This window comes from Streptomyces sp. NPDC020192, assembly GCF_044388685.1.
GTDB lineage: Bacteria > Actinomycetota > Actinomycetes > Streptomycetales > Streptomycetaceae > Streptomyces.
This window is the reverse complement of the sequence record NZ_JBIRXG010000005.1, coordinates 371,858-395,502: the sequence shown is the minus strand read 5'-3', so window position 1 is coordinate 395,502 and position 23,645 is coordinate 371,858. Positions and strand designations below refer to the sequence as shown.

The window sequence follows — 23,645 nt, the reverse complement described above, 5'->3', positions numbered from 1 at the left end:
CTCGGCGACCGCGACGCCGTCCGCACCCCGATGCAGTGGACCCCCGACCGCAACGCCGGCTTCTCGTCCAGCGATCCCGGACGACTCTTCCTGCCAACGATCATGGACCCTGTCTACGGCTACCAGGTCACCAACGTGGAAGCCGCGATGTCCTCGCCCTCGTCGCTGCTGCACTGGACCCGCCGCATGATCGAGATCCGCAAGCAGAATCCTGCCTTCGGACTGGGGTCCTACAACGAACTCCAGTCCTCCAACCCGGCGGTGCTCGCCTTCCTGCGCGAGGCCCCGTTGTCAGAGGACGGAGGTGACGACCTCGTGCTGTGCGTCCACAACTTCTCGCGCTTCGCCCAGCCCACCGAGCTGGACCTGAGCCGGTTCGAGGGACGGCACCCGGTCGAGCTGTTCGGCGGGGTCCGCTTCCCGGCGATCGGCACGCTGCCGTACCTGCTCACCCTCGCGGGGCACGGCTTCTACTGGTTCCGCCTGCGGCGGGAAGCGGCGTAGGACCCCTTGGGTGGGGCGGGGGCGCGTTTCCGCCGCCCCACCCGGGGCACGCATCAGGAACACCCCCGCCCCCGACCCCCCGGGGAAAGGACGTGACGCCCGTGGCGGAAACGGTCACCCCCTTCGGCACCGCCCCCTCGCTCCTCGCCTCCCTCGACCCCCTGTTGCGCACCTGGCTGCCGAGGCAGCGCTGGTTCGCGGGCAAGGGGCGCCCTGTCACCGGGTTCACCCCCGTGGCCGTCACCGAGCTGCTCCCGCCCGACGGCCGGCTCGGCCTGTACCACCTGCTGCTCCGCGTCCACCAGGCGAACACGCCCGGCCCCGGCGACTGCTACCAGTTCCTCATAGGCGTGCGCGAGGCGCTGCCGCCCCGGCTCGCGCCCGCGCTGATCGGACATGTGACCCAGGGGCCGATCGCCGGACGCACGGTGTACGAGGCCCTGTACGACCCCCGGCCCGCCGAGGTGCTCCTGGAGGCCCTGCGCACCCAGGCCCGCGTCGGCGGGCTGCGCTTCGAGCGGGACCCGCGCCAGGAGATCCGCGAGGGTCTGGTGGCCCGGCTGATGACCGCCGAGCAGTCCAACTCCTCGGTCGTCTACGGAGATACGTTCATCCTGAAGCTGTTGCGGCGGGTCGTGCCCGGCGTCAATCCCGACCTGGAGCTGCCGCTCGCGCTGGCCCGCGAGGGCTGCCCCCGGGTGCCCGCGCCGACCGCGTGGGCGCATGCCGAGACGGGCCGGGAGCCGTACGTCCTCGCCGTGCTCCAGCCCTATGTGCGCGGCGCTGCCGACGGCTGGGAGCTGGCGCTGCGCGAGCTGGCCAAGGGCGAGGACTTCGTCGCCGAGGCACGGGCGCTGGGCCGGGCCACCGCCGAGGTGCACACCGCCCTCGCCCGTGCCCTGCCGACGGTCACCCTCGGCCATGCCCAGCTCCAGGTGCTGGCCGACGGCATGGTCGAGCGGCTGGAGGCGGCCGTACAGGCGGTGCCCAGCTTGCGGCCGTACGCGACCGGGCTGCGCCAGGCCTACCGGGCGCTGCACGACCTCGCCGCCGAGGGCCACACCCGGACCGCCCAGCGGATCCACGGCGATCTGCACCTCGGGCAGTGTCTGCGCGCGGCGGACGGGGAGTGGTCGCTGATCGACTTCGAGGGCGAGCCGGCCCGGCCGCTCGCCGAACGGCGCCTGCCGCAGCCACCGGTGCGGGACGTCGCCGGAATGCTGCGCTCCTTCGACTACGCGGCCCACTCGGTGCAGCCGCCGGTGCCGGACTGGGCGCGGGTGTGCCGGGCCGCGTACTGCTCGGGGTACGCGCAGGTGGCCGGGCGTGATCCGCGCGCCGACCCGGTGCTGCTGCGGGCCTTCGAGACCGACAAGGCGGTGTACGAGGCCGTCTACGAGGCCCGGCACCGGCCCGACTGGCTCCCCGTACCGCTCTCGGCGATCCGCCGCCTCGCCGCGCCCGAGTCCGAGTCCGACCAGGAGGCCCGTCCGTGACGAACCAGTGGAACACGCCTGCCGGCCTGGACGCCGACGACCGCGAACGGCTCCTGCACGGCACCCACCACGATCCGCACTCCGTCCTCGGCGCCCACCCCGTCCCCGGCGGTGTCGCCTTCCGCGCCTTCCGGCCGTACGCGCGCTCCGTCACCGTCGTCGCCGACGAGCTGCGGGCCGAGCTGCACGACGACGGGGAGGGCTTCTTCTCCGGCCTGCTTCCGCTCACCGAGGTCCCCGGCTACCGGCTGCTCGTGGCGTACGAGGGGACGGTCCAGGACACCGAGGACGCCTACCGTTTCCTGCCCTCGCTGGGCGAGCTGGACCTGCATCTGATCGGCGAGGGCCGGCACGAGCAGCTGTGGCGGGCGCTCGGCGCCCATGTCACCGTCCGGCAGGGCGTGTCCGGCACCCGGTTCGCGGTGTGGGCGCCGGACGCGCGCGGGGTACGGCTCGCGGGCGGTTTCAACTTCTGGGACGGCGCCGGGCATCCGATGCGCTCGCTGGGCTCCTCGGGGGTGTGGGAGCTGTTCGTGCCGGGGATCGGCGAGGGCGAGCTGTACAAGTTCGAGATCACCCGCCCGGACGGCTCGCACACCCTGCGCGCCGACCCGCTGGCCCGCCGTACGGAGGCCCCGCCCGCCACCGCGTCGATCGTGACGGCCTCGCACCACGAGTGGGCCGACACGGAGTGGATGGCACACCGGGCCGACACGCCGGTGCACGAGGCGCCGTTCTCGGTGTACGAGGTCCATCTGCCCTCCTGGCGACCGGGCCTGACGTACCGTGAGCTGGCCGATCAGCTCCCCGCGTACGTGTCGGAGACGGGCTTCACGCACGTGGAGCTGATGCCGGTCGCCGAGCACCCCTTCGGCGGGTCCTGGGGTTACCAGGTCACCGGCTTCTACGCCCCCACGGCCCGGCTCGGCACACCGGACGACTTCAGGTACCTGGTGGACCGGCTGCACCAGGCCGGGATCGGCGTGCTGATGGACTGGGTGCCGGCGCACTTCCCACGGGACGACTGGGCGCTGGCCGAGTTCGACGGGCGGCCGCTGTACGAGCACCACGATCCGTTGCGGGCCGCGCATCCCGACTGGGGGACGCTGGAGTTCGACTTCGGGCGCCGGGAGGTGCGCAACTTCCTGGTGGCGAACGCCGTGTACTGGTGCGAGGAGTTCCACATCGACGGGCTGCGCGTGGACGCGGTGGCCTCGATGCTCTACCTGGACTACTCGCGCGAGCCGGGCCAGTGGACGCCGAACGAGCACGGCGGCCGGGAGAACCTGGACGCGGTGGCGTTCCTGCAGGAGATGAACGCGACCGTCTACCGCCGCTGCCCGGGGGTGGTGACGATCGCGGAGGAGTCCACGGCCTGGGACGGGGTGACCCGGGCGACGGACACCAGCGGGCTGGGTTTCGGGCTGAAGTGGAACATGGGCTGGATGCACGACTCGCTGGCGTACATGGCCCACGAGCCGGTCCACCGTAAGTACCACCACCACGAGATGACGTTCTCGATGGTGTACGCGTACAGCGAGAACTACGTCCTGCCGATCTCCCACGACGAGGTCGTACACGGCAAGCGGTCCCTCGTCTCGAAGATGCCCGGCGACTGGTGGCAGCAGCGCGCGAACCACCGCGCCTACCTGGGCTTCATGTGGGCCCACCCCGGCAAGCAACTCCTCTTCATGGGGCAGGAGTTCGCCCAGGGCGCCGAGTGGTCCGAGGCGCACGGCCCCGACTGGTGGCTGCTCGACCCGTCGTACGGCGCCGCGGCCGACCACCGGGGCGTACGGGACCTGGTCCGGGACCTGAACGCGCACTACCGCGCGACCCCGGCACTGTGGCAGCGGGACACCGACCCGGCGGGCTTCGGGTGGATCACCGGGGACGCGGCCGACGACAACGTCTTCGCGTTTCTCCGCTTCGATGCCGACGGCACCCCGCTGCTCGCGGTCTCCCACCTCTCCCCGGTGGTCCGGCCCGACTACCGCCTGGGCGTCCCGGAGGACGTCCCGGCCTGGGCGGAGATCCTCAACACCGACGCGGGGCGGTACGGCGGCAGCGGCGTGACGCACCAGGACGTGGTCAAGCCGGAGCCGCAGGGGGCCCATGGCCGTCCCGCGAGCATCCGGCTGACCCTGCCACCGCTGGCTACGGTGTGGCTGCGGCCGGCTTGAGCGCGTCGGGCAGGCCGGCCCGGTACAGCACGCCCAGCCGCTGCGTGGCCCGGGTGAGGGCGACGTAGAGGTCGCTCGTGCCGTACCGGGCCGGTTCCACGACCAGCACCGAGTCGAACTCCAGGCCCTTGGACTGGCGGGGGTCGAGGAGGACGACGGTCCGGGTCAGGTCGGGTTCCGCGCCCGCCGTCACCCCGTCCAGCCGGGCGGCCAGCGCCCGGTGCAGGTCGCGTGGGGCGATCACCGCCAGGCGGCCCTCGGCCGGGGTGAGTTCGGCGACCGCCTCGGCGACCGCGCCGGGCAGGTCGTCGGACGCCCGGCGCACCCACGGCCGTACACCGGTCGAGCGGACCGAGCTGGGCGGCTCGAAGTCCGGGTTCTCGGCGCGTACGACGGCCGCCGCCAGGTCCATGATCTCGGCCGGGGTGCGGTAGTTGACGCCGAGCCGGGTGTGCTCCCAGCGGTCCTCGACGTACGGCGCGAGGATGTCCGCCCACGAGCCGACCCCGGCCGCCTCCGCCGTCTGGGCCGGGTCGCCGACCAGGGTCATCGAGCGGGTCGGGCTGCGCCGCATCAGCAGCCGCCAGGCCATCGGCGACAGCTCCTGCGCCTCGTCGACGATGATGTGCCCGAACGCCCAGGTGCGGTCGGCCGCGGCCCGCTCGGCGGCGCTGCGGTGGTCCGCCTCCTCCTGCCGCTCGGCGAAGCGTTCGGCGTCGATGATGTCGTGCGCGGACAGGACTTCGGACTCGTCGTCGTGCCTGTCCTCGAACTCGTACGTCCGGGAGGCGTACGACACGTCCAGCACGCCCTGCGCGTAGGCCACCTGCGTCTCGCGCTCACGCTCGGCACGTGCCCGCGCCAACCGGTCGTCCTCGCCGAGGAGTTCGGCCGCCTCGTCCAGGAGCGGGACGTCGGCGACGGTCCAGGCCCGGGTCACCGGGCGCCGGATGGCGGCCGCGTCCGCGTCGCCGACGTACCCCTCCGGCTCGGCGAGGAAGTCGGCCACCAGCCGCCGTGGGGTAATCCTGGGCCACAACTGGTCGATGGCGGACCAGACTTCGGGGTTCTCGGCGAGTTCGTCGCGGATCTGGGTGATGTCGGAGGCGTCGAGCAGGCTGCCGCCGTCGTAGGGGTCGGTGCCGACGCGTTCGGCGTACAGCTCGGTGAGGGTGTTGAGGATGTGGCCCTCGAAGTGCTCGCGGGCCGCGTTGTGCGGCAGCTTGGCGGCGCGGGTGCGCTCGCGGGCGACGGAGACCAGGCCGTCGTCGAGCATCAGCACCTCACGGTCGTGCTCGATCGCGATCACCGGGTCGGGCAGGACCTGGCGGTCGCGTACGACGGCGGCGAGCACGTCGGCCATGTCGGCGCGGCCCTTCACGGCGGCCGCCTCGGGGGTGTCGGCGGCGGTCGCCTTCACCCCGGGGAACAGCTCGCCGATCGTGGCGAGCAGCACGCCGGTCTCGCCGAGGGAGGGCAGCACCTCGCCGATGTAGCCGAGGAAGGCCGGGTTGGGGCCGACGATCAGCACGGCCCGGCGGGCCAGCAGCTCGCGGTACTCGTACAGGAGGTAGGCGGCGCGGTGCAGGGCGACCGCCGTCTTGCCCGTACCCGGCCCGCCCTCGACCACCAGCACCCCGCGGTACGGCGCCCGGATGATCTCGTCCTGCTCGGCCTGGATGGTCTGCACGATGTCGCTCATCCGGCCGGTGCGCGCCGAGTTCAGCGCGGCCAGCAGCACGGCGTCGGCGTCGTGGTCCTCGTACCCGGTGCGGGTGGCGTCGCCGAGGTCGAGGATCTCGTCGTGCAGCGAGGTCACGGCCCGGCCCTCGGTGGTGATGTGCCGGCGGCGGCGCAGGCCCATCGGGGTGTGCCCGGTGGCCAGGTAGAACGGGCGGGCGACGTCGGCCCGCCAGTCGATGAGGACGGGGGTGCGCTCGGTGTCGTCCTCGCGCAGCCCGATCCGGCCGATGTGGTGGGCGGTGCCGTCGGCCAGGTCGATCCGGCCGAAGCAGAGCGAGCCGTCGACGGCGTTCAGCGCGGCGAGCAGCCCCGAGCGCTCGGCGACCAGGATGTCCCGCTCCAGCCGGGCCTGCATGGGCTTGTCGCCCTGGGCGAGCGCGTCCGCGACCGAGGTCTCGGCCTCGCCGAGCAGCACGTCCACGCGCGCGTACAGTCCGTCGATGAATTCCTGCTCGCGCTTCAATTCATCGTCCGGAAATTCGGTGTTTGACAATTCCGCTCCCGCCCGGATATACTCTGCTCAGTGAACTTCTCCGCGATCCCAGTCAAATGGGAGTCGCGAACCACCGAATATACGCACAGAAATCCCCCGAGCGCAATTGCTCAGGGGATTTTTTTCGTGGGCCGAGTACGGCGGAGTGCGCTTTACAGCAGGTCGGAGAGCTCCTCCAGCAGCCGCCGCTTGGGCCGCGCCCCCACCATCGACCGCACGGGCTCACCGTCCCGGAAGACCATCAGGGTCGGCGTGGACAGCACGCCGTAGGCGACCGTCGTCCCGGGATTACGGTCGACGTCGATCTGCACGATCTTCAGCCGGTCCCCCTCCTCGAAGGCGATGTCCCTCAGCACCGGCGCGAGCTGCCGGCACGGCCCGCACCAGTCGGCGGTGAACTGCACCAGCACCGGCAGATCCGAGCCCTTCACCTCCGCCTCGAAATCGGCGTCCGTCACCTCGGCCAGTCCGCTCACCAAGCTCATCGCGCATGCCCTCCCAGTTCGCACACGGGCTCCGGACCCCCCGGAACCAGCGCCTCGGCGGCCAGCGCGTCCCGCGCCTCCTCGGCCCGCGCCAACTGCCCCGCGACCGTCTCCCGCGCGGCACGGAGCTGCCCGATGAGCGCGTCCAGCTCGTCCAGCTTGCGCCGGTAGACCACGAGCGAGGCCGGGCAGGAGTCGCCCTCCGGGTGCCCGGCGCGCAGGCACTCCACGAAGGGCCGCGTCTCCTCCAGCTCGAACCCGAAGTCCCGCAGCGTCCGGATCTGCTCCAGCAGCCGCAGATCGGCCTCGTCGTAGGTGCGGTGCCCGTTGCCGTCGCGCCGGGCCGGCAGCAGCCCGCGGGTCTCGTAGTAGCGCAGGGTGCGGGTCGTGGTCCCGGCCCGTGCGGCCAGCTCGCCGATTCGCATGCCTACGACCGTAGGCGTTGACGTCGGCGTCAAGGCAAGGAGGGCGGCAGCAGGGGTTTGCGGCGGACCGGCGAGGACAGCACGATCGAGGTCGTCGTACGGCCCAGCGCCGAGGTCAGCTCCAGGATCTCCTCCAGGTGCGCGGTGTCGGTGACGGCGACCTTGAGGATCCAGCAGTCCTCGCCGACGACGTGGTGCGCCTCGGTGATCTCCGGGCGGTCGAGCAGCTCCAGCGTGCGGGGGTGCTTGAGGGTGTAGCCGCCGTGCGGACTGACCCGGATGAAGGCCTGGATGCCGTAACCGAGCCGGGCGGGTACGACCCGGGCGCCGTACCCCTCGACCACACCGGCCGCCTCCAGCCGCCGCACCCGCTCCGCGACGGCCGCCGGACTCAGGCTGACCCGCCGCCCCAGCTCGCTGAGCTTGATCCGCCCGTCGGTCTGGAGCAGCGCCAGGATCCGCCGGTCGACGGCGTCGAAGGCCACCGCTGTTTCGTGGGCGGCGGCCCAGGACTGCCGTGTTTCTTTCGGCGTGACGGCCTGATCTCCCATGTCTCCCCCTTCAGAGCCTGCTGATCCGCCGGGAGAATTATGGCCATGAACACGGCACCACGAGACGTACTGGTCATCGGCGGCAACCGCTATGTCGGCAAGCGCCTGATCGCCCGGCTGCTGGCGGCGGGCGACCGGGTCACGGTCCTCAACCGGGGCTCGTCACCCGTGCCACCGGGGGCGGCGCATGTGGTGGCGGACCGGAACGACGAGAGGGCCCTGACCGAGGCACTGGCCGGCCGGACCTTCGACGTGGTCGTCGACCAGGTCTGCTACACGCCACGCCAGGCGGAGACCGCCCGCCGCGTCTTCGCGGGCCGCACCGGGCGCTACCTGATGACCTCGACGGTGGAGGTGTACGGGCACCTGGATGCTGTGGCACCACTGCCGGAGAGCGCGGTGGACCCGCGTACGGTCACGGTGGACCCCGAACTCCCCTGGGCCGATCCGGAGTTCCTGGACCGTCACTACGGCGAGGGCAAGCGCCAGGCGGAGGCGGTGTTCGCCGCGTCGGACCTCCCGCACGTCTCGGTCCGGGTGGCCCATGTCCTGGGCGGCACCGACGACTTCACCGGCCGCCTCCGGCACTACGCCGACCGCATCATGACCGGCACCCCCGTCGCCGTACCCCCGGTCTCCCACCCGGCGACGTACATCCACGTGGAGGAGATCGCGGACTTCCTCTTCTGGGCGGCGGGCGAGGACTTCACGGGTCCGGTGAACGCGGCTTCGCACGGTGAGCTGACGGTCGGGGACCTGTGCACGGCGGTGGCGACCCGACTCGGCGCGCCCGAGCCCGAGTTCAAGAGAACGGAGTCCGAGGCGACGGAGGTCTCCCCCTTCGCCTTCCGCAGGCACTACGCGATGGACAACTCCCGTGCGGAGCGCCTCGGTTTCACCTTCTCCGACGTACGCGAGTGGCTGCCGAAGGCGGTGTCCGAGACGCTGTCCTCCTACTGATCGGCCCCGATCATCACCCCTGCCGACTCCTCCACCTCCATCAGCGACGCGCTGTGCCTTTCCTCCTCGAAGGCCCGGCGGCCGCCCCGGAGACCGAACAGGCGCTTGGCCACGGCGATGTAGAGGACGGCGAGGATGTTGAGGGCGAGGGTGGCGATCTTCAGGTAGCTGACCTTTTCGGTGAGCTCGTAGATCTCCAGGGGGAGGAAGGCGGCCGTGGCCACCACCGTCAGGTACTCCGCCCAGCGCTTGGCGTACCAGAGGCCGACCGCCTCGACCAGTTCGATCAGGGCGTAGGCCAGGAGCAGGGCGGCGACCAGGAGCAGGGTGGAGTGCTTGTAGCCGAACGCCTTCTGGATGGAGCCGACGACCGGTGAGTGGTCGAGGTCGTAGTGGAAGTGCTTGAACACCGGGCGGAAGACGTCCAGGTTCTCGTTGAACAGCCTTCGCACCGCGTCCTGGCTGTTGCTGAACTTCCACACCGCCACGGCGACCAGCACGATGAACACCCCGCGCACCGCCCGCTCGATCGCCAGGAAGCGCAGGATGAACAGGTCCCGCAGGACCTTTCCGCGCGGCACCAGCGGGGCGTCGGCGGCCGGCCCCGAGCCGTGCGGCGCACCGAGCACGAAGTCACCGCAGCGCAGGCAGCGCCAGACCTCCCCGAGCGCGGTCTCGGCGTGCAGCCGCAGGCGCAGCCGGGGGTCGTCCGGCGCGTAGGTGACATGGCCCTTGCGCGCGCAGGTCCGCCGGTCCCAGTCGATGCTCATCCCCCGTGCCTCCACTTACAGGTACTGACTCGTCACACGTACTGACGCCACGCGCCGACGTGCCGTTCCGGTTGTCCGGAGCGGCACGTTAGCGGACGGTGGTAAGGATGGTCAGTCGACCGCGCTCTCCGCCAGTTCCTTCTCCTCCTCCTTCACCTCCGGTGCGGGGGCTTCACGGCGCGGGAGCAGGAACGCCACGAGGACCGTGCCGATGCCGAGGATCACCGCGCCGACCAGGCTGGTGTGGGCGACGGCGGCGGAGAAGGAGGAGCCGACCGCGTCGGCCATCTGGTGGGCGCCGGCGGCGAGTTGGGTGGCCTGCTGCTTGAGCTGGGCGGCCTGCTCGGGGCTGGTCGCGTGGGCGGCCTGTGCGGCCAGTGCGTGGGCCTTGTCGCCGATGCCCTGGGCGACGGCGTATCCGGCGCCCACGGAGTCCTTGGCCGTGTTCAGGGCGCTCGCCGGGAGCTTGCTGCCCGCCGTGGCGTCGCTGAGGTGGTTGCCGTACGACGTGGCGAGGAGCGAGCCGAGGATGGCGATGCCGAGGGAGCCGCCCAGTTCCAGCGAGGTGTCGTTGACGGCGCCGCCGACGCCCAGTTCGGACTCCGGGAAGGCGCCCATGATGGCGTCGGTGCAGGGCGAGAGGGCGAGGCCGATGGCGAGGCCCAGGATGATCAGGGGGGCCACGAAGTCGGTGTACGTCGAGCCGGCGTCGACCCGGGTCAGCAGGGCCAGGGCGGTCGTGCCGCCGACCATGCCCGCGCCGACCGTCCACTTCATGCCGACGCGCGGGGTCAGGAACCCGGTCAGGGCCGAGCCGACGAAGACCGCGCCGGCCAGCGGCAGCATCCGTACGCCGGTCTGCAGGGCGTCGTAGCCGAGGACGAACTGGAGGTGCTGGGTCAGGTAGTAGAAGGCGCCGAAGACGGCGAGGAAGAACAGGGCGACGGCGAGGTTGGAGCCCGCGAAGCGGCGGTGTGCGAAGCGGCGGACGTCCAGGATGGGGCGCGGGTGGCGCAGCTCCCAGAGGACGAACGCGACCAGGCCCGCGCCCGCCACGACCGCCGCCGTGATCGCCTTCGCGCCCCAGCCGAAGTGCGGGCCCTCGATGATCATGTAGACCAGCGAGCCGGTCCAGATCACGGAGAGCAGGCCGCCCACGTAGTCGATGCGGTCGTGGTGGCCCGCCTTGGACGGCGGGATGAGGACGAAGGCGGCGACGATCGCCACGGCCGCGATGGGCACGTTGATCAGGAAGGTCGAGGACCAGCCGTGGTCGCGCAGCAGCGCGCCCGCGACGACCGGACCGGCGGCGATGGCGAGGCCGGCGGTGGCCGTCCAGAGCGTGATCGCCTTGGCGCGCTCCGCGCGCGGGAAGGTCGCGGCGAGCAGGGAGAGCGTGGCGGGCATGATCAGCGCCGCGCCGACGCCCATCACGGCGCGGGCCGCGATGACGGTCGCCGCGCTGTCGGCGAGGTAGCCGAAGACGGCTCCGCCGCCGAAGACCAGCAGGCCGAGGACGAGTGCGCCGCGCCGGCTGTACTTGTCGCCGATCGCGCCGAGCAGCAGCATCAGCGCGGCGTACGGGACGGTGTAGCCGTCGATGACCCACTGGAGGTCGGCGCTGGAGAGCCCGAGGTCCTTCGTCATATCGGGCGCGGCGACCGTGAGGGCGGTGTTGGCCATCACGATGATCAGCAGGCTCAGGCAGAGCACGAGCAGTGCCCACCAGCGCCGGGCGTACGGGCGCTCCATCTTCTCGACCGGTTCGGTCATGACGAGTCGCATGGCAGGGGTCGCCTTCCTCGGGTGCGCGACAGGACTTGCACAGTGGCGTGCAATTGCACAACCATGTGCAATGTACGCCGTTGCACAGAGCTGTGCAACTCGCGGAGGGCGTGCAGAATGACTGCCATGACCACGGGTAACACCAGCCGCGCCGACGCCAACCGGCGCCGCATCCTCGACGTCGCCCTCGCGGAGCTGCTGCGCGATCCCGACGCCTCCATGGACCAGATCGCGCGCGCCGCGGGGGTCGTACGACGGACGGTGTACGGCCATTTCCCCAGCCGTGAGGCGCTGATCAGCACGCTCGTCGACGGGGCCGTGGAGGCACTGGCGGACGCGGACGCGCGCGCCCGGGAGGGGGTCGTGGACCCGGCGGAGTCGGTCGCCCGCTCGGTGCTCGCGATCTGGGAGATCGCCGACCGCTACCGGCTGCTGATCGCCCTGGCCCAGCGCACGGTCACCGTCCAGGGCATCCGCGAACGTCTCGCCCCGCTGCGCGCGAACAAGATCCGGCTCCTGGAGCAGGGCCTGAAGCAGGGCGTGTTCAGCTCACCGCTGCCGGCCCCGGCGCTCGCCTACGTCCACGAGCAGCTGCTGTTCGCGGTCACGGAGGCGGTGAACGACGGTCTCCTCCCAGCAGAAGAGGCGGGCCGCTCCGCCACGGTCACGGTGCTGACCGCGGCGGGCGTGCCCGCCTCGACGGCCACCGCTCTGGTGGCCAGGGTGAGTGCGTAGAGGTGCTGGGACGACAGAAGCCGGGCGGCTGAGGTACGGGGGGAGCCTCAGCCGCCCGGCGGCGGTACCGGATGCCCGGCCCGGGTTCAGGCGGGGCCGGACATCCGGAGCATTTCTACGAGGTCAGGCCTTGGCCAGCGCCTCTTCCTTCGGCTCGGGGACCTCGGTGACCGTCCCGTGGCCCTCGTCCAGCAGCGTGGTCTCGTCGAACGGCAGGTCACCGGCGAGTACGGCCCGCACCCGCTCCTTGTCGATCTCCTTGGTCCACGTGCCCACCAGCACGGTCGCCACCGCGTTGCCCGCGAAGTTGGTCAGGGCGCGGGCCTCGCTCATGAAGCGGTCGATGCCGACGATCAGGCCGACGCCGTCGACCAGCGCGGGCTTGTGGGACTGCAGGCCGCCGGCCAGGGTGGCGAGGCCGGCGCCGCTGACGCCCGCCGCTCCCTTGGAGGCCAGCAGCAGGAAGAGCAGCAGCGGGATCTGCTCGCCGACGGACATCGGCGTGCCCAGGGCGTCCGCGATGTACAGCGACGCCATGGTCATGTAGATCATGGTGCCGTCGAGGTTGAAGGAGTAGCCGGTCGGGACGGTGATGCCGACCACCGGCTTGCTGACGCCCAGGTGCTCCATCTTCGCGATCAGCCGCGGCAGCGCGGACTCGGAGGAGGAGGTGGACAGGATCAGCAGGAACTCGCGGCCCAGGTACTTGCACAGCGAGAAGATGTTCAGCCCCGAGACGAGCCGCAGGATCGCGCCGAGCACCACGAAGACGAACAGGACGCAGGTGATGTAGAAGCCGAGCATCAGCACGGCGAGGCTCTTCAGCGCGTCGATGCCGGCCGAGCCGGTCACGGCGGCGATGGCGCCGAAGGCACCGACCGGCGCGAGCCACATGACCATCGACAGGATGCGGAAGACGAGCCGCTGGATGTGCTCGATGCCGCGCAGCACCGGCTGTCCGACCGGGCCCATGGCCTGCAGCGCGAACCCGGCGAGCAGGGCCACCAGCAGCGTCTGGAGGACCTGGCCCTCGGTGAAGGCGGAGACGAAGGTCTTGGGAATGATCGACAGGACGAAGTCGACGGGCGGCAGCGCGTCGGGGGACACCTGGGCGTGCCCGGTCGCCTTGAGCGCGTTGGTCAGGTGCAGCCCGTCACCCGGGTGCAGCACGTTGCCGACGACGAGGCCGATCGCGAGCGCGACCAGCGACATCACGAGGAAGTAGCCGAGGGCGATACCGCCGACGGCGCCGACCTTGGCGGCCTTCCGGACGGACCCGATGCCGAGCACGATCGTGCAGAAGATGATCGGCGAGATCATCATCTTGATCAGGTTCACGAAACCGGTACCGAGCGGCTTGAGCTGGACTCCGGCGTCGGGCCAGATGAGCCCCACGGCGATGCCGAGCACGACAGCCGCGATGACCGCGATGTACAGGTAATGGGTACGGTCCCGCTTCACGCGGGGCACGGCAGGTGCCGTATCGGGGGTGCTGGCGGCCACGGCTGCCCTCCTTGACGTCTTCGTCGGCATCACCGGCGTGCGGCTCACGTCCGGGGGTTATGGGGGAATGCCGTGACTATCTCCCGCCCTGTGAGGGCGGTCACCCTTCCGTTCATTTAGTTCACACTTAACCGGAGAGGCACACTGCTGACATGCGCGTTCCCCGTCTCCCCCGACCCCGCAGCCTGGCCGGCCAGCTCTTCGCCATGCAGGCCGTGCTGATAGCGCTGGTCGTGGCCGGATACGCGCTGTTCACCTACGTCAGCGACCGGGGGCAGGCCGAGGACGCGGCGGTGCGCCAGGTCACGGCCGTCGCCCGGTCGATCGCGGACGCCCCCTCGGTACGCGCGGCGATCCACACCCCGGACCCCTCGGCCGCCCTGGAGCCGTACGCGCTGCAGGTCACCCGGGACGCGGACGTCGACTTCGTGACGATCATGAACACGGACGGCATCCGCTGGACCCACCCGGACCGGAAACAGATCGGCAAACGCTTCCTCGGCCGTATCGACCCCGCCGTGCACGGCCACACCTTCACCGAGACCTACACCGGCACCCTCGGCCCCTCCGTGCGCGCGGTGACCCCGGTCGAGGAGAACGGCCACGTCATCGGGCTGGTCAGCGCCGGAATCAAGGTGGAGGCGATCAGTGCGCGGGTCCAGGGCCAGGTCACGGCCCTGCTCGGGGTCGCGGGCGGCACCCTGCTGCTCGGCGCGGTCGGCACGTACGTCGTCAACGCCCGGCTGCGCCGCCACACCCACGGAATGAACGCCGGCGAGCTGAGCCGGATGCACGACTACCACCAGGCGGCGCTGCACGCGGTCCGCGAGGGCCTGTTGATGCTGGACGGGCAGTACAGGGTGGCGCTGATCAACGACGGCGGGCGGGAGCTGCTGGGGGTGGACAGCGAGGGGGACGTGATCGGGCGCTCGGTCGCGGACCTCGGTCTGCCGAGCCCGCTGACGGGCGCGCTGCTGTCCTCGGAGCCGAGGGTGGACGAGGTGCATCTGACGGCGTCCCGGGTGCTGGTGGTGAACACCTCCCCGGTGTCCGGCGGAGAGCGCCGCGGTACGGTCGTCACCCTCCGCGACGTGACCGAACTTCAGGCGCTGACAGGCGAGTTGGACTCCGAGCGCGGCTTCACTCAGGCCCTGCGCTCGCAGGCGCACGAGGCCGCCAACCGCCTGCACACCGTGGTGTCGCTGATCGAGCTGGGCCGGGCCGAGGAGGCGGTCGAGTTCGCCACGGCCGAGCTGGAGCTGGCGCAGGCCCTGACCGACCAGGTGGTGGCGGCGGTGAGCGAGCCGGTGCTGGCCGCCCTGCTGCTGGGCAAGACGGCCCAGGCCAACGAGCGGGGCGTGGAGCTGGTGGTGTCCCCGGACAGCCGCCTGGACGACGGGGTGCTCCCGGAGGACCTGTCGTCCCGGGACCTCGTCACCATCCTCGGCAACCTCATCGACAACGCGGTGGACGCGGCCCAGGGCAGCGTCGGGGCGCGGGTGACGGTGACGGCGTACGCCTCGGCCGGCGAGGTGGTCCTGCGGGTGAGCGACACCGGCCCCGGGGTCGACCCCGCCCATGCCGACCTGGTATTCCAGCGGGGGTTCTCCACCAAGCCGGCCGGGCCGGGCGGGCGGGGGCTCGGGCTGGCCCTGGTCCGGCAGGCGGTGGCCCGCCACGAGGGCGGCCTGACCGTGGCGGAGGGCGAGGAGAGTGGAGCGGTGTTCGAGGTGCGGTTGCCGTCGCGCACGGCTTCCCCGGTGCCGGGAGGCGGCGCGACATGACGGATGCACCGGCGATCAGAGTGCTGGTGGTCGAGGACGACCCGGTGGCCGCCGACGCGCATGTGATGTACGTCGGCCGGGTACCGGGGTTCGTCGCGGTCGGCAAGGCGCACACGGGCGCGGAGGCGCGCCGCATCCTGGACCGTACGCCCGTGGACCTGCTGTTGCTGGACCTCCACCTCCCTGACGTACACGGTCTGCAGTTCGCCCGTTCCCTGCGCGCCGCGGGCCATCACGCGGACGTCATAGCGGTGACGTCGGCGCGGGACCTGACGGTGGTACGGGAGGGCGTCTCCCTGGGCGTCGTCCAGTACGTCCTGAAACCCTTCACCTTCGCCACCCTGAGGGACCGCCTGGTCCGCTACGCCGAGTTCCACGCGGCGGCGGGCGAGGCGAGCGGCCAGGACGAGGTCGACCGGGCGCTGGCGACACTCCGGGCGCCGTCGCCCGCGGCACTGCCGAAGGGGTTGAGCGGGCCTACGCTGGAGCGGGTGACGTCGGCTCTGCGAGAGGCGGAGGCGGGGCTTACGGCGGCGGGGCTGGCGGAGGCGGTGGGGATCTCGCGGATCACCGCGCGCCGGTATCTGGAACACCTGGTGGAGTCGGGGCGGGCCGCCCGGAGCCCGCTGTACGGGCAGGTGGGGCGGCCGGAGCTGGTGTATCGGTGGGTGGCGCAGGGGCGGTGAGGAGCGCGCGCGGTTCCGGCACCGACACCTGCGCGTGTACGGCACGCCGGTCGTCACTCCGGCGCGACGAATCCCGCGTACAACACGACCTGCACACCGAGGCCGACCAGCGCCAGCCCCTCCAGCACGGAGACCGCGACAAGCAGTCCACCGCCCTCCCCCGCCGCCCAGAACACCACGAGGGCCGCCAAGGGCACCACGCAGAAGGCCGTCAGGTCCACCACACACTGAATGGCCTTGCGTGACCTGCGGCGTGCGTCGGTCCGGTGCTCCGTCTCCCAGCGAAAGACCGAGACCGCCGAGGCATCGGGGGCGGCGGCGAGTCGGGTGAGCCGCGGACCGAGGTCGTCCCGTACGTACGCCCCGATCGCCGAGATCTTCTGATCGTTCACGACGTACGTCCACCCCAGCACGACACACACCGGCGGCAGCGCCAGCAGCATCGACGCCTGTTTGGCCTGAGCGGCGGCGGCGATGACGGCGGCCACCACGGTGAGGGTGACGTACAGCAGATTGTCCCGGAACCCGATCCGTGTCTTCTGCTCGTCCTTGACGGTCTGGTACTCGGTGAGCAGCAACTGCCCCACGGTGACATCTCGTTCCGGCACTCCAACCCCTTCCCCCGGCAGTACTTTATGAGTGTGCCGGAGACCCAGCCCACCGTTCTGATCCTCACCGCGCTCGCGTTGGAGTACGCGGCGGTGCGCCCGTACATCGAGGATCGTGAGGAACGTGTTCATCACAACGGGACGCGTGTCGAGATCGGCAGGCTGCCCGACAGCCCGTGGCAGGTGGCGATCAGCGAGTTGGGCGTGGGCGCCGAGCGGGCCGCGGCGCTCGCCACGCAGCTCATCGAGTGGTTGAGGCCACAGGCCGTGTTCTTCGTGGGCGTCGCCGGCAGCCTGAAGAACGACATCGGCATCGGTGACGTCGTGGTCGGCACCCAGGTGTACGAGATCCACGGCGGCAAGCAGACGAGCGAGGGCTTCAAGGTCCGACCCAAGGCCCTGCCCGGCTCGCACGCGCTGGAGCAGGCGGCTCGTTCGGCGGCGCGGGACCTGGATGACGTGACGGTCCACTTCGCGCCGATCGCCACCGGTGACGTGGTCCTGGCCGACTCCGAGTCCGACATCGCACGGTTCATCGAGGCGCACTACAACGACGCCGGGGCGATCGAGATGGAGGGGTCGGGGGCGGCCAACGCGGCACGCTTCAGTGGCCAGTTGGACGCACTCGTCATCCGGGGCGTCAGCGACCACGCCAACGCGTCGAAGGCTCTGGCCGACGCCGGCGGCTCACAGAAGCCGGCGGCGGCGCGGGCGGCCGTGGTGACGGTAGCGGTGCTGCGTAAGCACCTGCCACGGGGCAGGGGCTCCGCCGACGCCGAGGAGGGGCCCCAAGGGCGCTACAGGGGTGACCACATCGACTTCCGGGGCGGGATCTTCTACGGGCCCGTCACGGGAAAGCAGGTCGGAGGCGGCAGGTAGGGGCACCGTCCACGGCCCGGTCCCACGCGCGAGCGCCACCCTGCCGCCCCGCCCGCTGGGCTTCACCGGCCGCTCGGCGGAGCTGGACCGGCTACTCCCGCACCTTGCGCCCGACGCGGCCGGCACGACGGCGCTGCCTGTCCTCATCTTCGCCGTCACCGGGATGGGAGGCATCGGCAAGACCGCGCTGGCGGTGGAGGCGGCGCATCGGGCGCGGGCGGAGGGGTGGTTCCCGGGTGGGACGCTGTTCGTGGATCTGCGGGGGTACGACGACGATCCGGTGACGGCTGATCAGGCGGTACTGGCGCTGCTCGACGCGCTCGGGGTGCGGGACCGGGATCTGCCGCCGACGGCGCAGCGGCAGTACGACGCGTATCGCCTGCTTCTCGCTGAGCAGCAGAACCGGATGCTGCTGATCCTGGACAACGCGTCGGATCCGGCGCAGTACCTGCCCCTGTTGCCGGGTACGGATCGCCACCGGGTGCTCATCACCTCGCGGGACCGGCCTGATTCCTTGCCGGTACGGCTCATCGACCTTGAGACGCTTGATCCGGACGACTCGGTCGCGCTGGTGACGCGTGCGTTGCAGGACACCGACGAGCGCGACGAACGCGTGCGGTGCGAGCCTGGCGCGCTGCTCGAACTGGCCGACCTGTGCGGCCACTTGCCCTTGGCGCTCCAGATCGCGGCGGGAATGCTGCGGCGGCGCCGGCATCGGGACATCGCCTCGTTGGTGGCCGAGATCCGCAGCACCGGGGATGCGATCGCTGTCCTGGACCAGGGCAGTCCGGGCACGGATCTGTACGGCCGGTCGCTGGTCCTTCGGCCCGTGCTGGAGACGTCGTATCGCCGACTGCCGGATGACCAGGCACGGTTGCTGCGTTTGTTGTGTCTGGCTCCGGGGGCGGAGACGGGGACGGAGACGATCGCTGCCCTGGCCGACGTCGACGACGAGACCGTTCTGTCGCCGCTGGAGGACTTGGCTGCCGCGCACCTTGTGACGCCGGTGCGCCGCACCGGCGGAACGGGTTCGGCCGTGCGATGGCGGGTGCATGACCTGGTGCGGGGATTCGGGTCCGGTGTGGTGGCGGGGGACGCGGTGATGCGGGAGGAGGGGGAGCTGGCGCGGGAGCGGGTGCTGAAGTTCTACGCCCGGTGGGCGGATGCAGCCGATGACAGGTTGCGGTGGCTGCCGGGGATGGAGGAGCCGGAGCGCTTCGGGGACCGGAGGCAAGCGTTGGAGTGGCTGGACGGGGAGCGGGCCGGCCTGGTGGCGGCGGTGGGGTGGGCGCAGGAGGGGCGGTTCGCCGACGCGGCGGTGCGGTTGGCTTGGTCCTTGCGGGAATACCTGTCTTGGCGTCGGTATTTCGACGACTGGATCGACGTCATGGAGGCCGCGCGCGACGTGGCCTGCCACGCCGGAAACCGTCCCAACGAGGCAATGGCATCGGACAGCCTCGGCGTCGCCCTGCGGGAGGCGGGCCGGGCGGAGGAGGCGATCGACGCCCACACCCGGGCCCACCATCTGTTGCAGGCCGCCGGAGACCAACACCGCGAGGCCATGACGTGGAACAACCTCGGCAACGCCCTGCAGGAGGCAGGCCGCGTGGAGGAGGCGATCGATGCCTACGCCCGCTCCCGCGACTTGCACCAGGCCGCCGGAGACCAACACCGCGAGGCCATGACGTGGAACAACCTCGGCATCGCCCTGCGTCGGGCGGGCCGGGTGGAAGAGGCCATCGACGCCTACACCCGCTCCCGCGACCTGCTGCAGGCCGCCGGAGACCAACACCGCGAGGCCATGGCATGGAACAACCTCGGCGTCGCCCTGCGGGAGGCAGGCCGTGCGGAAGAGGCGATAGCGGCGAACGGCAAGTCCTTCGAGATCCACCGGGAGTTCGAGGATTGGTACGGCGCAGGGGAGACCCTCCACAACCTGGCCATGATCCACGAGACCGCCCACCGCACCGCCGAAGCCCGCTCCGTTTACCTCCAGTGCGCCGATGCCTTCACCCGCGCAGACGCCCTCGCGGAAGCCACCATTGCCCGCACCCGCGCCGCCGAGCTGTCCGAGCAACCCGACTAACCCAATCCCACGCACACGCATTGACCGGACTGGACCACCGCTCTTACCTTCACACGGCAGCAATCTCCGCGCCACCCCCACGTGTGCTCAGGAGGTCATGCCCGTGCGCCCCACCGCCGCCCTCTCCGCCCTCCTCACCGCCGCTCTCGCCGCCACCGCGCTCACCGCGTGCGGCGGCGGTTCCGGGAGCGGTCCGAACACGCTCAAGGTGTCCTACAAGCAGTCGACCGACAACTCGGTCAAGGTGATGGACACCTATCTCGCCGGGATCAAGAAGGAGTTCGAGACGAAGTACCCGGGGAAGAAGGTCGAGTTCGTCCCCATCAAGGCCCCGGACTCCGAGTACTACACCAAGCTCCAGCAGATGCTGCGCTCGCCGCGGACCGCGCCGGATCTGGTCTACGAGGACACCTTCCTCATCAACTCCGACATCACCAGCGGGTACTTGAAACCCCTCGACCCGTACCTCGCCAAGTGGCCGGACTGGGGTCGGTTCATCGACACCGCCAAGGCCGCGGCCAGAGGTGAGGACGGGAAGACGTACGGCGTCCCGGACGGGACCGACACCCGTGGGCTGTGGTTCGACAAGCGGATCTTCAGGCAGGCCGGGCTGCCGCTCGACTGGCAGCCGAAGAGCTGGGACGACGTGCTCGCCGCCGCCCGCGCCATCAAGCAGAAGGTCCCCGGGGTCACCCCGCTCAACGTCTACACCGGCAAACCGGCCGGTGAGCGCTCCACCATGCAGACCATGGAGATGCTGCTCTACGGCACCGGGGACGGAAAGGCCGATCCGCTGTACGACAGCGGCAGCAAGAAGTGGATCACCGGGAACCGGGGGTTCACGGACTCGCTGACGTTCGTGGAGACGGTCTACAAGGAGAAGCTCGGGCCCGACCTCTCCGACGCCCTCGACCCCAACTACACCACCACCGTCATGGGCGAGTTGCTCCCCCAGGGCAAGCTCGGCATCGACCTCGACGGCTCCTGGCTGCCGCAGACCTGGCTCCCGGGCAGCGGGCACGAATGGCCGGACTGGTCCCAGCAGTTGGGGCTGGCGTACATGCCGACCCAGCATGGGCAGGCGCCCGGCAAGGTGAGCATGTCCGGCGGCTGGACCTGGGCGATCCCGGCCAAGGCCGGCCACCCGGACCTCGCCTTCGACTTCATCAGGACGATGCAGACCGAGGCGAACGCCAAGAAGTGGTACATCGCCAACTCAGGGATTTCCGTGCGGAAGGACGTCGCGGCCGACCCCTCGTACGCCACCGCCCAGCCCGGCATCAGGTTCTTCACCGACCTGGTGGCCACGACCCACTACCGGCCCGCCTACCCGGCGTACCCGAAGGTGTCGACCGCCATCCAGGAGGCGATGGAGAGCGTCACGACCGGTGACGCGTCCGCGGAGAAGGCGGCAGCCGCCTATGACTCCTCCCTCAAGGACGTCACCGGCGGCCAAGTGGTCCAGAAGTGAGGCAGTACCGCCGGTTCACCCGGGCACTTCCCCTCACCCCCGCCGTCGTCCTCATCCTGCTCTTCCTCGCCGGTCCCATCGCCTACTGCGTCTACATCGCCTTCACCGACCTGCAGTTGACGGGACAGGCGCACGCGTCGTTCGTCGGGTTCGACAACTTCCGGCGGGCCTTTCACGACGACGCGTTCCTCAACGCCGTATGGCTGACACTGGTGTTCACCGTGCTGTCCTCGCTGGTCGGGCAGAACACCCTGGGGCTCGCCCTCGCCGCGCTGATGAAGCGGGCCTCGAAGCCGGTGCGGACCCTCACCGGCGGGGTCGTCGTCACGGCGTGGGTGCTGCCGGAAGTCGTCGCCGGGTTTCTGCTGTACGCCTTCTTCCGGCGGGAGGGAACCTTGAACGCCATCCTGGACTGGCTCCATCTGCCGCGCCAGAACTGGCTGTTCACGCTGCCCATCCTCGCCGTGTCCTTCGCCAACGTCTGGCGCGGTACGGCGTTCTCGATGCTCGTGTACTCCGCCGCGCTGGACGAGATACCCGCCGAGATCACGGAGGCCGCCGAGGTCGACGGGGCCGGCGGGTGGCGGCGGATGTGGCACATCACGCTGCCGATGATCCGCCGGTCCATCGCCACCAACCTCATGCTCAACACCCTCCAGACGCTGTCCGTCTTCGGGCTGATCTGGGTGATGACGCGGGGCGGGCCCGGCAACAAGAGCCAGACCCTTCCCCTCTTCATGTACGAACAGGCCTTCCAGAACAGCATGATCGGGTACGGCACGGCCGTAGCGCTGCTTCTGCTGCTCGTCGGGTCCCTGTTCTCCGTCGTGTATCTGCGGCTGCTGCGGACGGAGGTGTGATGGCCCGGAAACGCGTCTCCCGCCGGCTCGCCACCGACGCCGCCCTGCTGCTCGCAGCCGTCGCCTTCGCACTGCCCCTCGCCTGGGTGGTGCTGTCCGCCGTGGACCCGCACGCCGACCTCAGGGTCCGGATCCCCGACGGGCTCACGACGGCCAACTTCCGTGCCGTACTGACCCCGGACATCACCTACACCCCGCTGCTCAACAGCCTGGTCCTGTGCGGCGGCGCCACCGCGCTGACCGTCGCCTGCGCGGCCCTCGCCGCGTACCCGCTCTCCCGGTTCCGCTCCCGCCTCAACCGGCCGTTCCTCCTCACGATCCTGTTCGCGACGAGCCTGCCGATCACCGCGATCATGGTCCCGGTGTACGCGCTGTTCGTCCGGGTGAATCTCATCGACACCCTCCAGGGCACGATCCTCTTCTTCGCCGCCTCCCAACTCCCCTTCTCCATCTGGCTGATGAAGAACTTCATGGACGGGGTGCCGAAGGAGCTGGAGGAGGCTGCCTGGACCGACGGGGCGAACTCGCTGCAGTCCCTGGTGCGGATCGTGCTGCCGCTGATGGGGCCGGGGCTCGCGGTCGTCACCGTCTTCTCGTTCGTGATGATGTGGGGGAACTTCTTCGTCCCGTTCATGCTGCTGCTCACCCCGGACCAGATGCCGGCCTCGGTCAGCATCAACGACTTCTTCGGCAACCGGGGCATGGTGGCGTACGGCCAGCTCGCCGCGTTCTCCGTGATCTACTCGACGCCGGTGATCCTGCTGTACGTGCTGGTGGCGCGGAGACTGGGGGGTGGTTTCGCGCTGGGCGGGGCGGTCAAGGGGTGAGCGGGAGAGGTGTTCCGTCCGTTACATACCGAACGGCCGGAACTGTACGTTCCGACAATCCGTGATCCTGTCCGAACGGACCGTAGCCATCTCGTGGCGGCGCCCCTAGCTTGTGCGAGGTGCGCCAACCCTCAGCTCCTCCGTTCAACGCCGCAGCCGCCCGCCGACTGCGCGCAGGTCTCGGTATGGGTCCCGAACATGTCGCCTACGGCATGCGGGTCTCGTACGGCCTGCCGTACCTCACACCCGACCTCGTCATCGCCTGGGAGCGCGGCATGGCCTCCCCGACCAGTCCCGAACTCACCGCTCTCGCGGGGGTGTTGTGGTGCTCGCCGGGGGAACTGATCGGCCGGCCCCAGACCCTGCGGGAGCATCGCATCGCGCGCGGGGTCGCGCCGGAGGACGTGGCCCGGGCCGTCGGAACAGATCTGCCCGCGTATCTGCGGATGGAGGAGAGCGGGCAGTGGCGGGGCAACGAGCGCCAGTCGGCCGCCCTCGCCGACGTGCTCGGCCTGAACCTGCCCGACTTCGTGGCCGTCACCGGACGCGCGGCGAAACTCGCCGACCTGCTGCGCAGCGCGGTGACCACCCGCTGGCAGGCCTATGTGCGGCCCGTACAGAAGCTGGCCCCCTGGACAAGGGCGTACTGGAGAAGGTGCTCCAGGCGCTGCACCAGGACTACCAGGGCCACATGGCCGCCACCCTCAGCTGGGGTGGCGGCAGCAGCGGCGCGAGCGAGTCCGGCAAGGAGTTCCTCGACGGGATCGTCGAGAACTTCTGGGCGGCCGTGGAGAGCCGGACCGGCTGAACA

Annotated in this window: 20 protein-coding genes and 1 pseudogene; 13 read left to right on the top strand and 8 right to left on the bottom strand. The window is 70.8% G+C overall.

The genetic code is table 11. The features are described from left to right. From ACH47Z_RS13670 to glgB, 3 genes are all read left to right on the top strand, one after another. Nucleotides 1-504, top strand: a 504-nt coding sequence (locus tag ACH47Z_RS13670) for an alpha-glucosidase C-terminal domain-containing protein (protein ID WP_399073400.1), incomplete at its 5' end; no start/stop codon positions are given. Nucleotides 505-596: 92 nt separating this feature from the next. After that, nucleotides 597-2,000: a maltokinase gene (locus tag ACH47Z_RS13665; protein ID WP_399073399.1), complete on the top strand. Its 1,404-nt coding sequence runs from the start codon at nt 597-599 to the stop codon at nt 1,998-2,000. Further along, a complete protein-coding gene (gene glgB, locus ACH47Z_RS13660; protein ID WP_399073398.1) occupies nt 1,997-4,183 on the top strand; it encodes a 1,4-alpha-glucan branching enzyme in 2,187 nt (728 codons plus the stop codon). The genes ACH47Z_RS13665 and glgB overlap by 4 nt, the downstream gene beginning before the upstream one ends. On the opposite strand, the gene ACH47Z_RS13655 is transcribed toward glgB, so the two are convergent. The 4 genes from ACH47Z_RS13655 to ACH47Z_RS13640 all read right to left on the bottom strand — a co-directional run bounded on the left by ACH47Z_RS13655 (nt 4,158) and on the right by ACH47Z_RS13640 (nt 7,880). Then, nucleotides 4,158-6,389, bottom strand: a complete 2,232-nt coding sequence (locus ACH47Z_RS13655) for a HelD family protein (protein WP_399073418.1) — start codon at nt 6,387-6,389, stop codon at nt 4,158-4,160. The two genes, glgB and ACH47Z_RS13655, sit on opposite strands and share 26 nt — an antisense overlap. A gap of 182 nt (nt 6,390-6,571) precedes the next feature. Beyond that, on the bottom strand, nt 6,572-6,904 hold the full coding sequence (trxA, locus tag ACH47Z_RS13650) for a thioredoxin (RefSeq protein ID WP_399073397.1): 333 nt from the start codon (nt 6,902-6,904) through the stop codon (nt 6,572-6,574). After that, entirely contained in the window at nt 6,901-7,329 is a 429-nt protein-coding gene (locus ACH47Z_RS13645; protein WP_399073396.1) for a MerR family transcriptional regulator, read from the bottom strand. The genes trxA and ACH47Z_RS13645 overlap by 4 nt, the downstream gene beginning before the upstream one ends. 29 nt (nt 7,330-7,358) lie before the next feature. Continuing rightward, nucleotides 7,359-7,880, bottom strand: a complete 522-nt coding sequence (locus ACH47Z_RS13640; RefSeq protein ID WP_399073395.1) for an Lrp/AsnC family transcriptional regulator — start codon at nt 7,878-7,880, stop codon at nt 7,359-7,361. Nucleotides 7,881-7,919: 39 nt separating this feature from the next. Here ACH47Z_RS13640 and ACH47Z_RS13635 point away from each other — a divergent pair, with 39 nt between their 5' ends. Beyond that, complete coding sequence (locus ACH47Z_RS13635; protein ID WP_399073394.1) at nt 7,920-8,840, top strand: NAD-dependent epimerase/dehydratase family protein; 921 nt, start codon at nt 7,920-7,922, stop codon at nt 8,838-8,840. Here ACH47Z_RS13635 and ACH47Z_RS13630 read toward each other — a convergent pair. Both ACH47Z_RS13630 and ACH47Z_RS13625 read right to left on the bottom strand, forming a co-directional pair. Further along, nucleotides 8,834-9,610 (bottom strand): DUF2127 domain-containing protein, encoded by a 777-nt coding sequence (locus tag ACH47Z_RS13630; protein WP_399073392.1) that lies wholly within the window; start codon nt 9,608-9,610, stop codon nt 8,834-8,836. The genes ACH47Z_RS13635 and ACH47Z_RS13630 overlap by 7 nt on opposite strands. A gap of 111 nt (nt 9,611-9,721) precedes the next feature. Beyond that, a complete protein-coding gene (locus ACH47Z_RS13625) occupies nt 9,722-11,395 on the bottom strand; it encodes an MFS transporter (RefSeq protein ID WP_399073391.1) in 1,674 nt (557 codons plus the stop codon). A 117-nt stretch (nt 11,396-11,512) separates the two neighbouring features. Here ACH47Z_RS13625 and ACH47Z_RS13620 point away from each other — a divergent pair, with 117 nt between their 5' ends. Continuing rightward, the gene (locus tag ACH47Z_RS13620; protein WP_399073390.1) at nt 11,513-12,130 is read left to right on the top strand and encodes a TetR/AcrR family transcriptional regulator; all 618 of its coding nucleotides are present in this window, start codon (nt 11,513-11,515) and stop codon (nt 12,128-12,130) included. 123 nt (nt 12,131-12,253) lie between these two features. On the opposite strand, the gene ACH47Z_RS13615 is transcribed toward ACH47Z_RS13620, so the two are convergent. Beyond that, a complete protein-coding gene (locus ACH47Z_RS13615; protein ID WP_399073417.1) occupies nt 12,254-13,663 on the bottom strand; it encodes a cation:dicarboxylate symporter family transporter in 1,410 nt (469 codons plus the stop codon). Between the two features lie 122 nt (nt 13,664-13,785). On the opposite strand from ACH47Z_RS13615, the gene ACH47Z_RS13610 reads away from it, so the two are divergent. Both ACH47Z_RS13610 and ACH47Z_RS13605 read left to right on the top strand, forming a co-directional pair. After that, nucleotides 13,786-15,417, top strand: coding sequence for an ATP-binding protein (locus ACH47Z_RS13610; RefSeq protein WP_399073389.1), 1,632 nt, complete (start codon nt 13,786-13,788; stop codon nt 15,415-15,417). Further along, nucleotides 15,414-16,103: a response regulator gene (locus ACH47Z_RS13605; RefSeq protein ID WP_399073388.1), complete on the top strand. Its 690-nt coding sequence runs from the start codon at nt 15,414-15,416 to the stop codon at nt 16,101-16,103. Before ACH47Z_RS13610 ends, ACH47Z_RS13605 begins: the two co-directional genes overlap by 4 nt. 53 nt (nt 16,104-16,156) lie before the next feature. On the opposite strand, the gene ACH47Z_RS13600 is transcribed toward ACH47Z_RS13605, so the two are convergent. Then, nucleotides 16,157-16,711, bottom strand: a complete 555-nt coding sequence (locus ACH47Z_RS13600) for a hypothetical protein (RefSeq protein WP_399073387.1) — start codon at nt 16,709-16,711, stop codon at nt 16,157-16,159. A 27-nt stretch (nt 16,712-16,738) separates the two neighbouring features. Between ACH47Z_RS13600 and ACH47Z_RS13595 the strand changes: the two genes are divergently transcribed. The 6 genes and pseudogenes from ACH47Z_RS13595 (at nt 16,739) to ACH47Z_RS13570 (ending at nt 23,642) form a co-directional block, all read left to right on the top strand. Further along, nucleotides 16,739-17,590, top strand: a complete 852-nt coding sequence (locus ACH47Z_RS13595; protein WP_399073386.1) for a nucleosidase — start codon at nt 16,739-16,741, stop codon at nt 17,588-17,590. Nucleotides 17,591-17,753: 163 nt separating this feature from the next. Next, nucleotides 17,754-19,676, top strand: a complete 1,923-nt coding sequence (locus ACH47Z_RS13590; RefSeq protein WP_399073385.1) for a tetratricopeptide repeat protein — start codon at nt 17,754-17,756, stop codon at nt 19,674-19,676. A gap of 97 nt (nt 19,677-19,773) precedes the next feature. Further along, the gene (locus ACH47Z_RS13585) at nt 19,774-21,147 is read left to right on the top strand and encodes an extracellular solute-binding protein (RefSeq protein ID WP_399073384.1); all 1,374 of its coding nucleotides are present in this window, start codon (nt 19,774-19,776) and stop codon (nt 21,145-21,147) included. Further along, nucleotides 21,144-22,007, top strand: a complete 864-nt coding sequence (locus ACH47Z_RS13580; protein ID WP_399073383.1) for a carbohydrate ABC transporter permease — start codon at nt 21,144-21,146, stop codon at nt 22,005-22,007. The genes ACH47Z_RS13585 and ACH47Z_RS13580 overlap by 4 nt, the downstream gene beginning before the upstream one ends. After that, nucleotides 22,007-22,834, top strand: coding sequence for a carbohydrate ABC transporter permease (locus ACH47Z_RS13575; RefSeq protein WP_399073381.1), 828 nt, complete (start codon nt 22,007-22,009; stop codon nt 22,832-22,834). Before ACH47Z_RS13580 ends, ACH47Z_RS13575 begins: the two co-directional genes overlap by 1 nt. A gap of 185 nt (nt 22,835-23,019) precedes the next feature. Next, a pseudogene (locus ACH47Z_RS13570) lies at nt 23,020-23,642 on the top strand (helix-turn-helix domain-containing protein). Nucleotides 23,643-23,645: the final 3 nt, after the last annotated feature.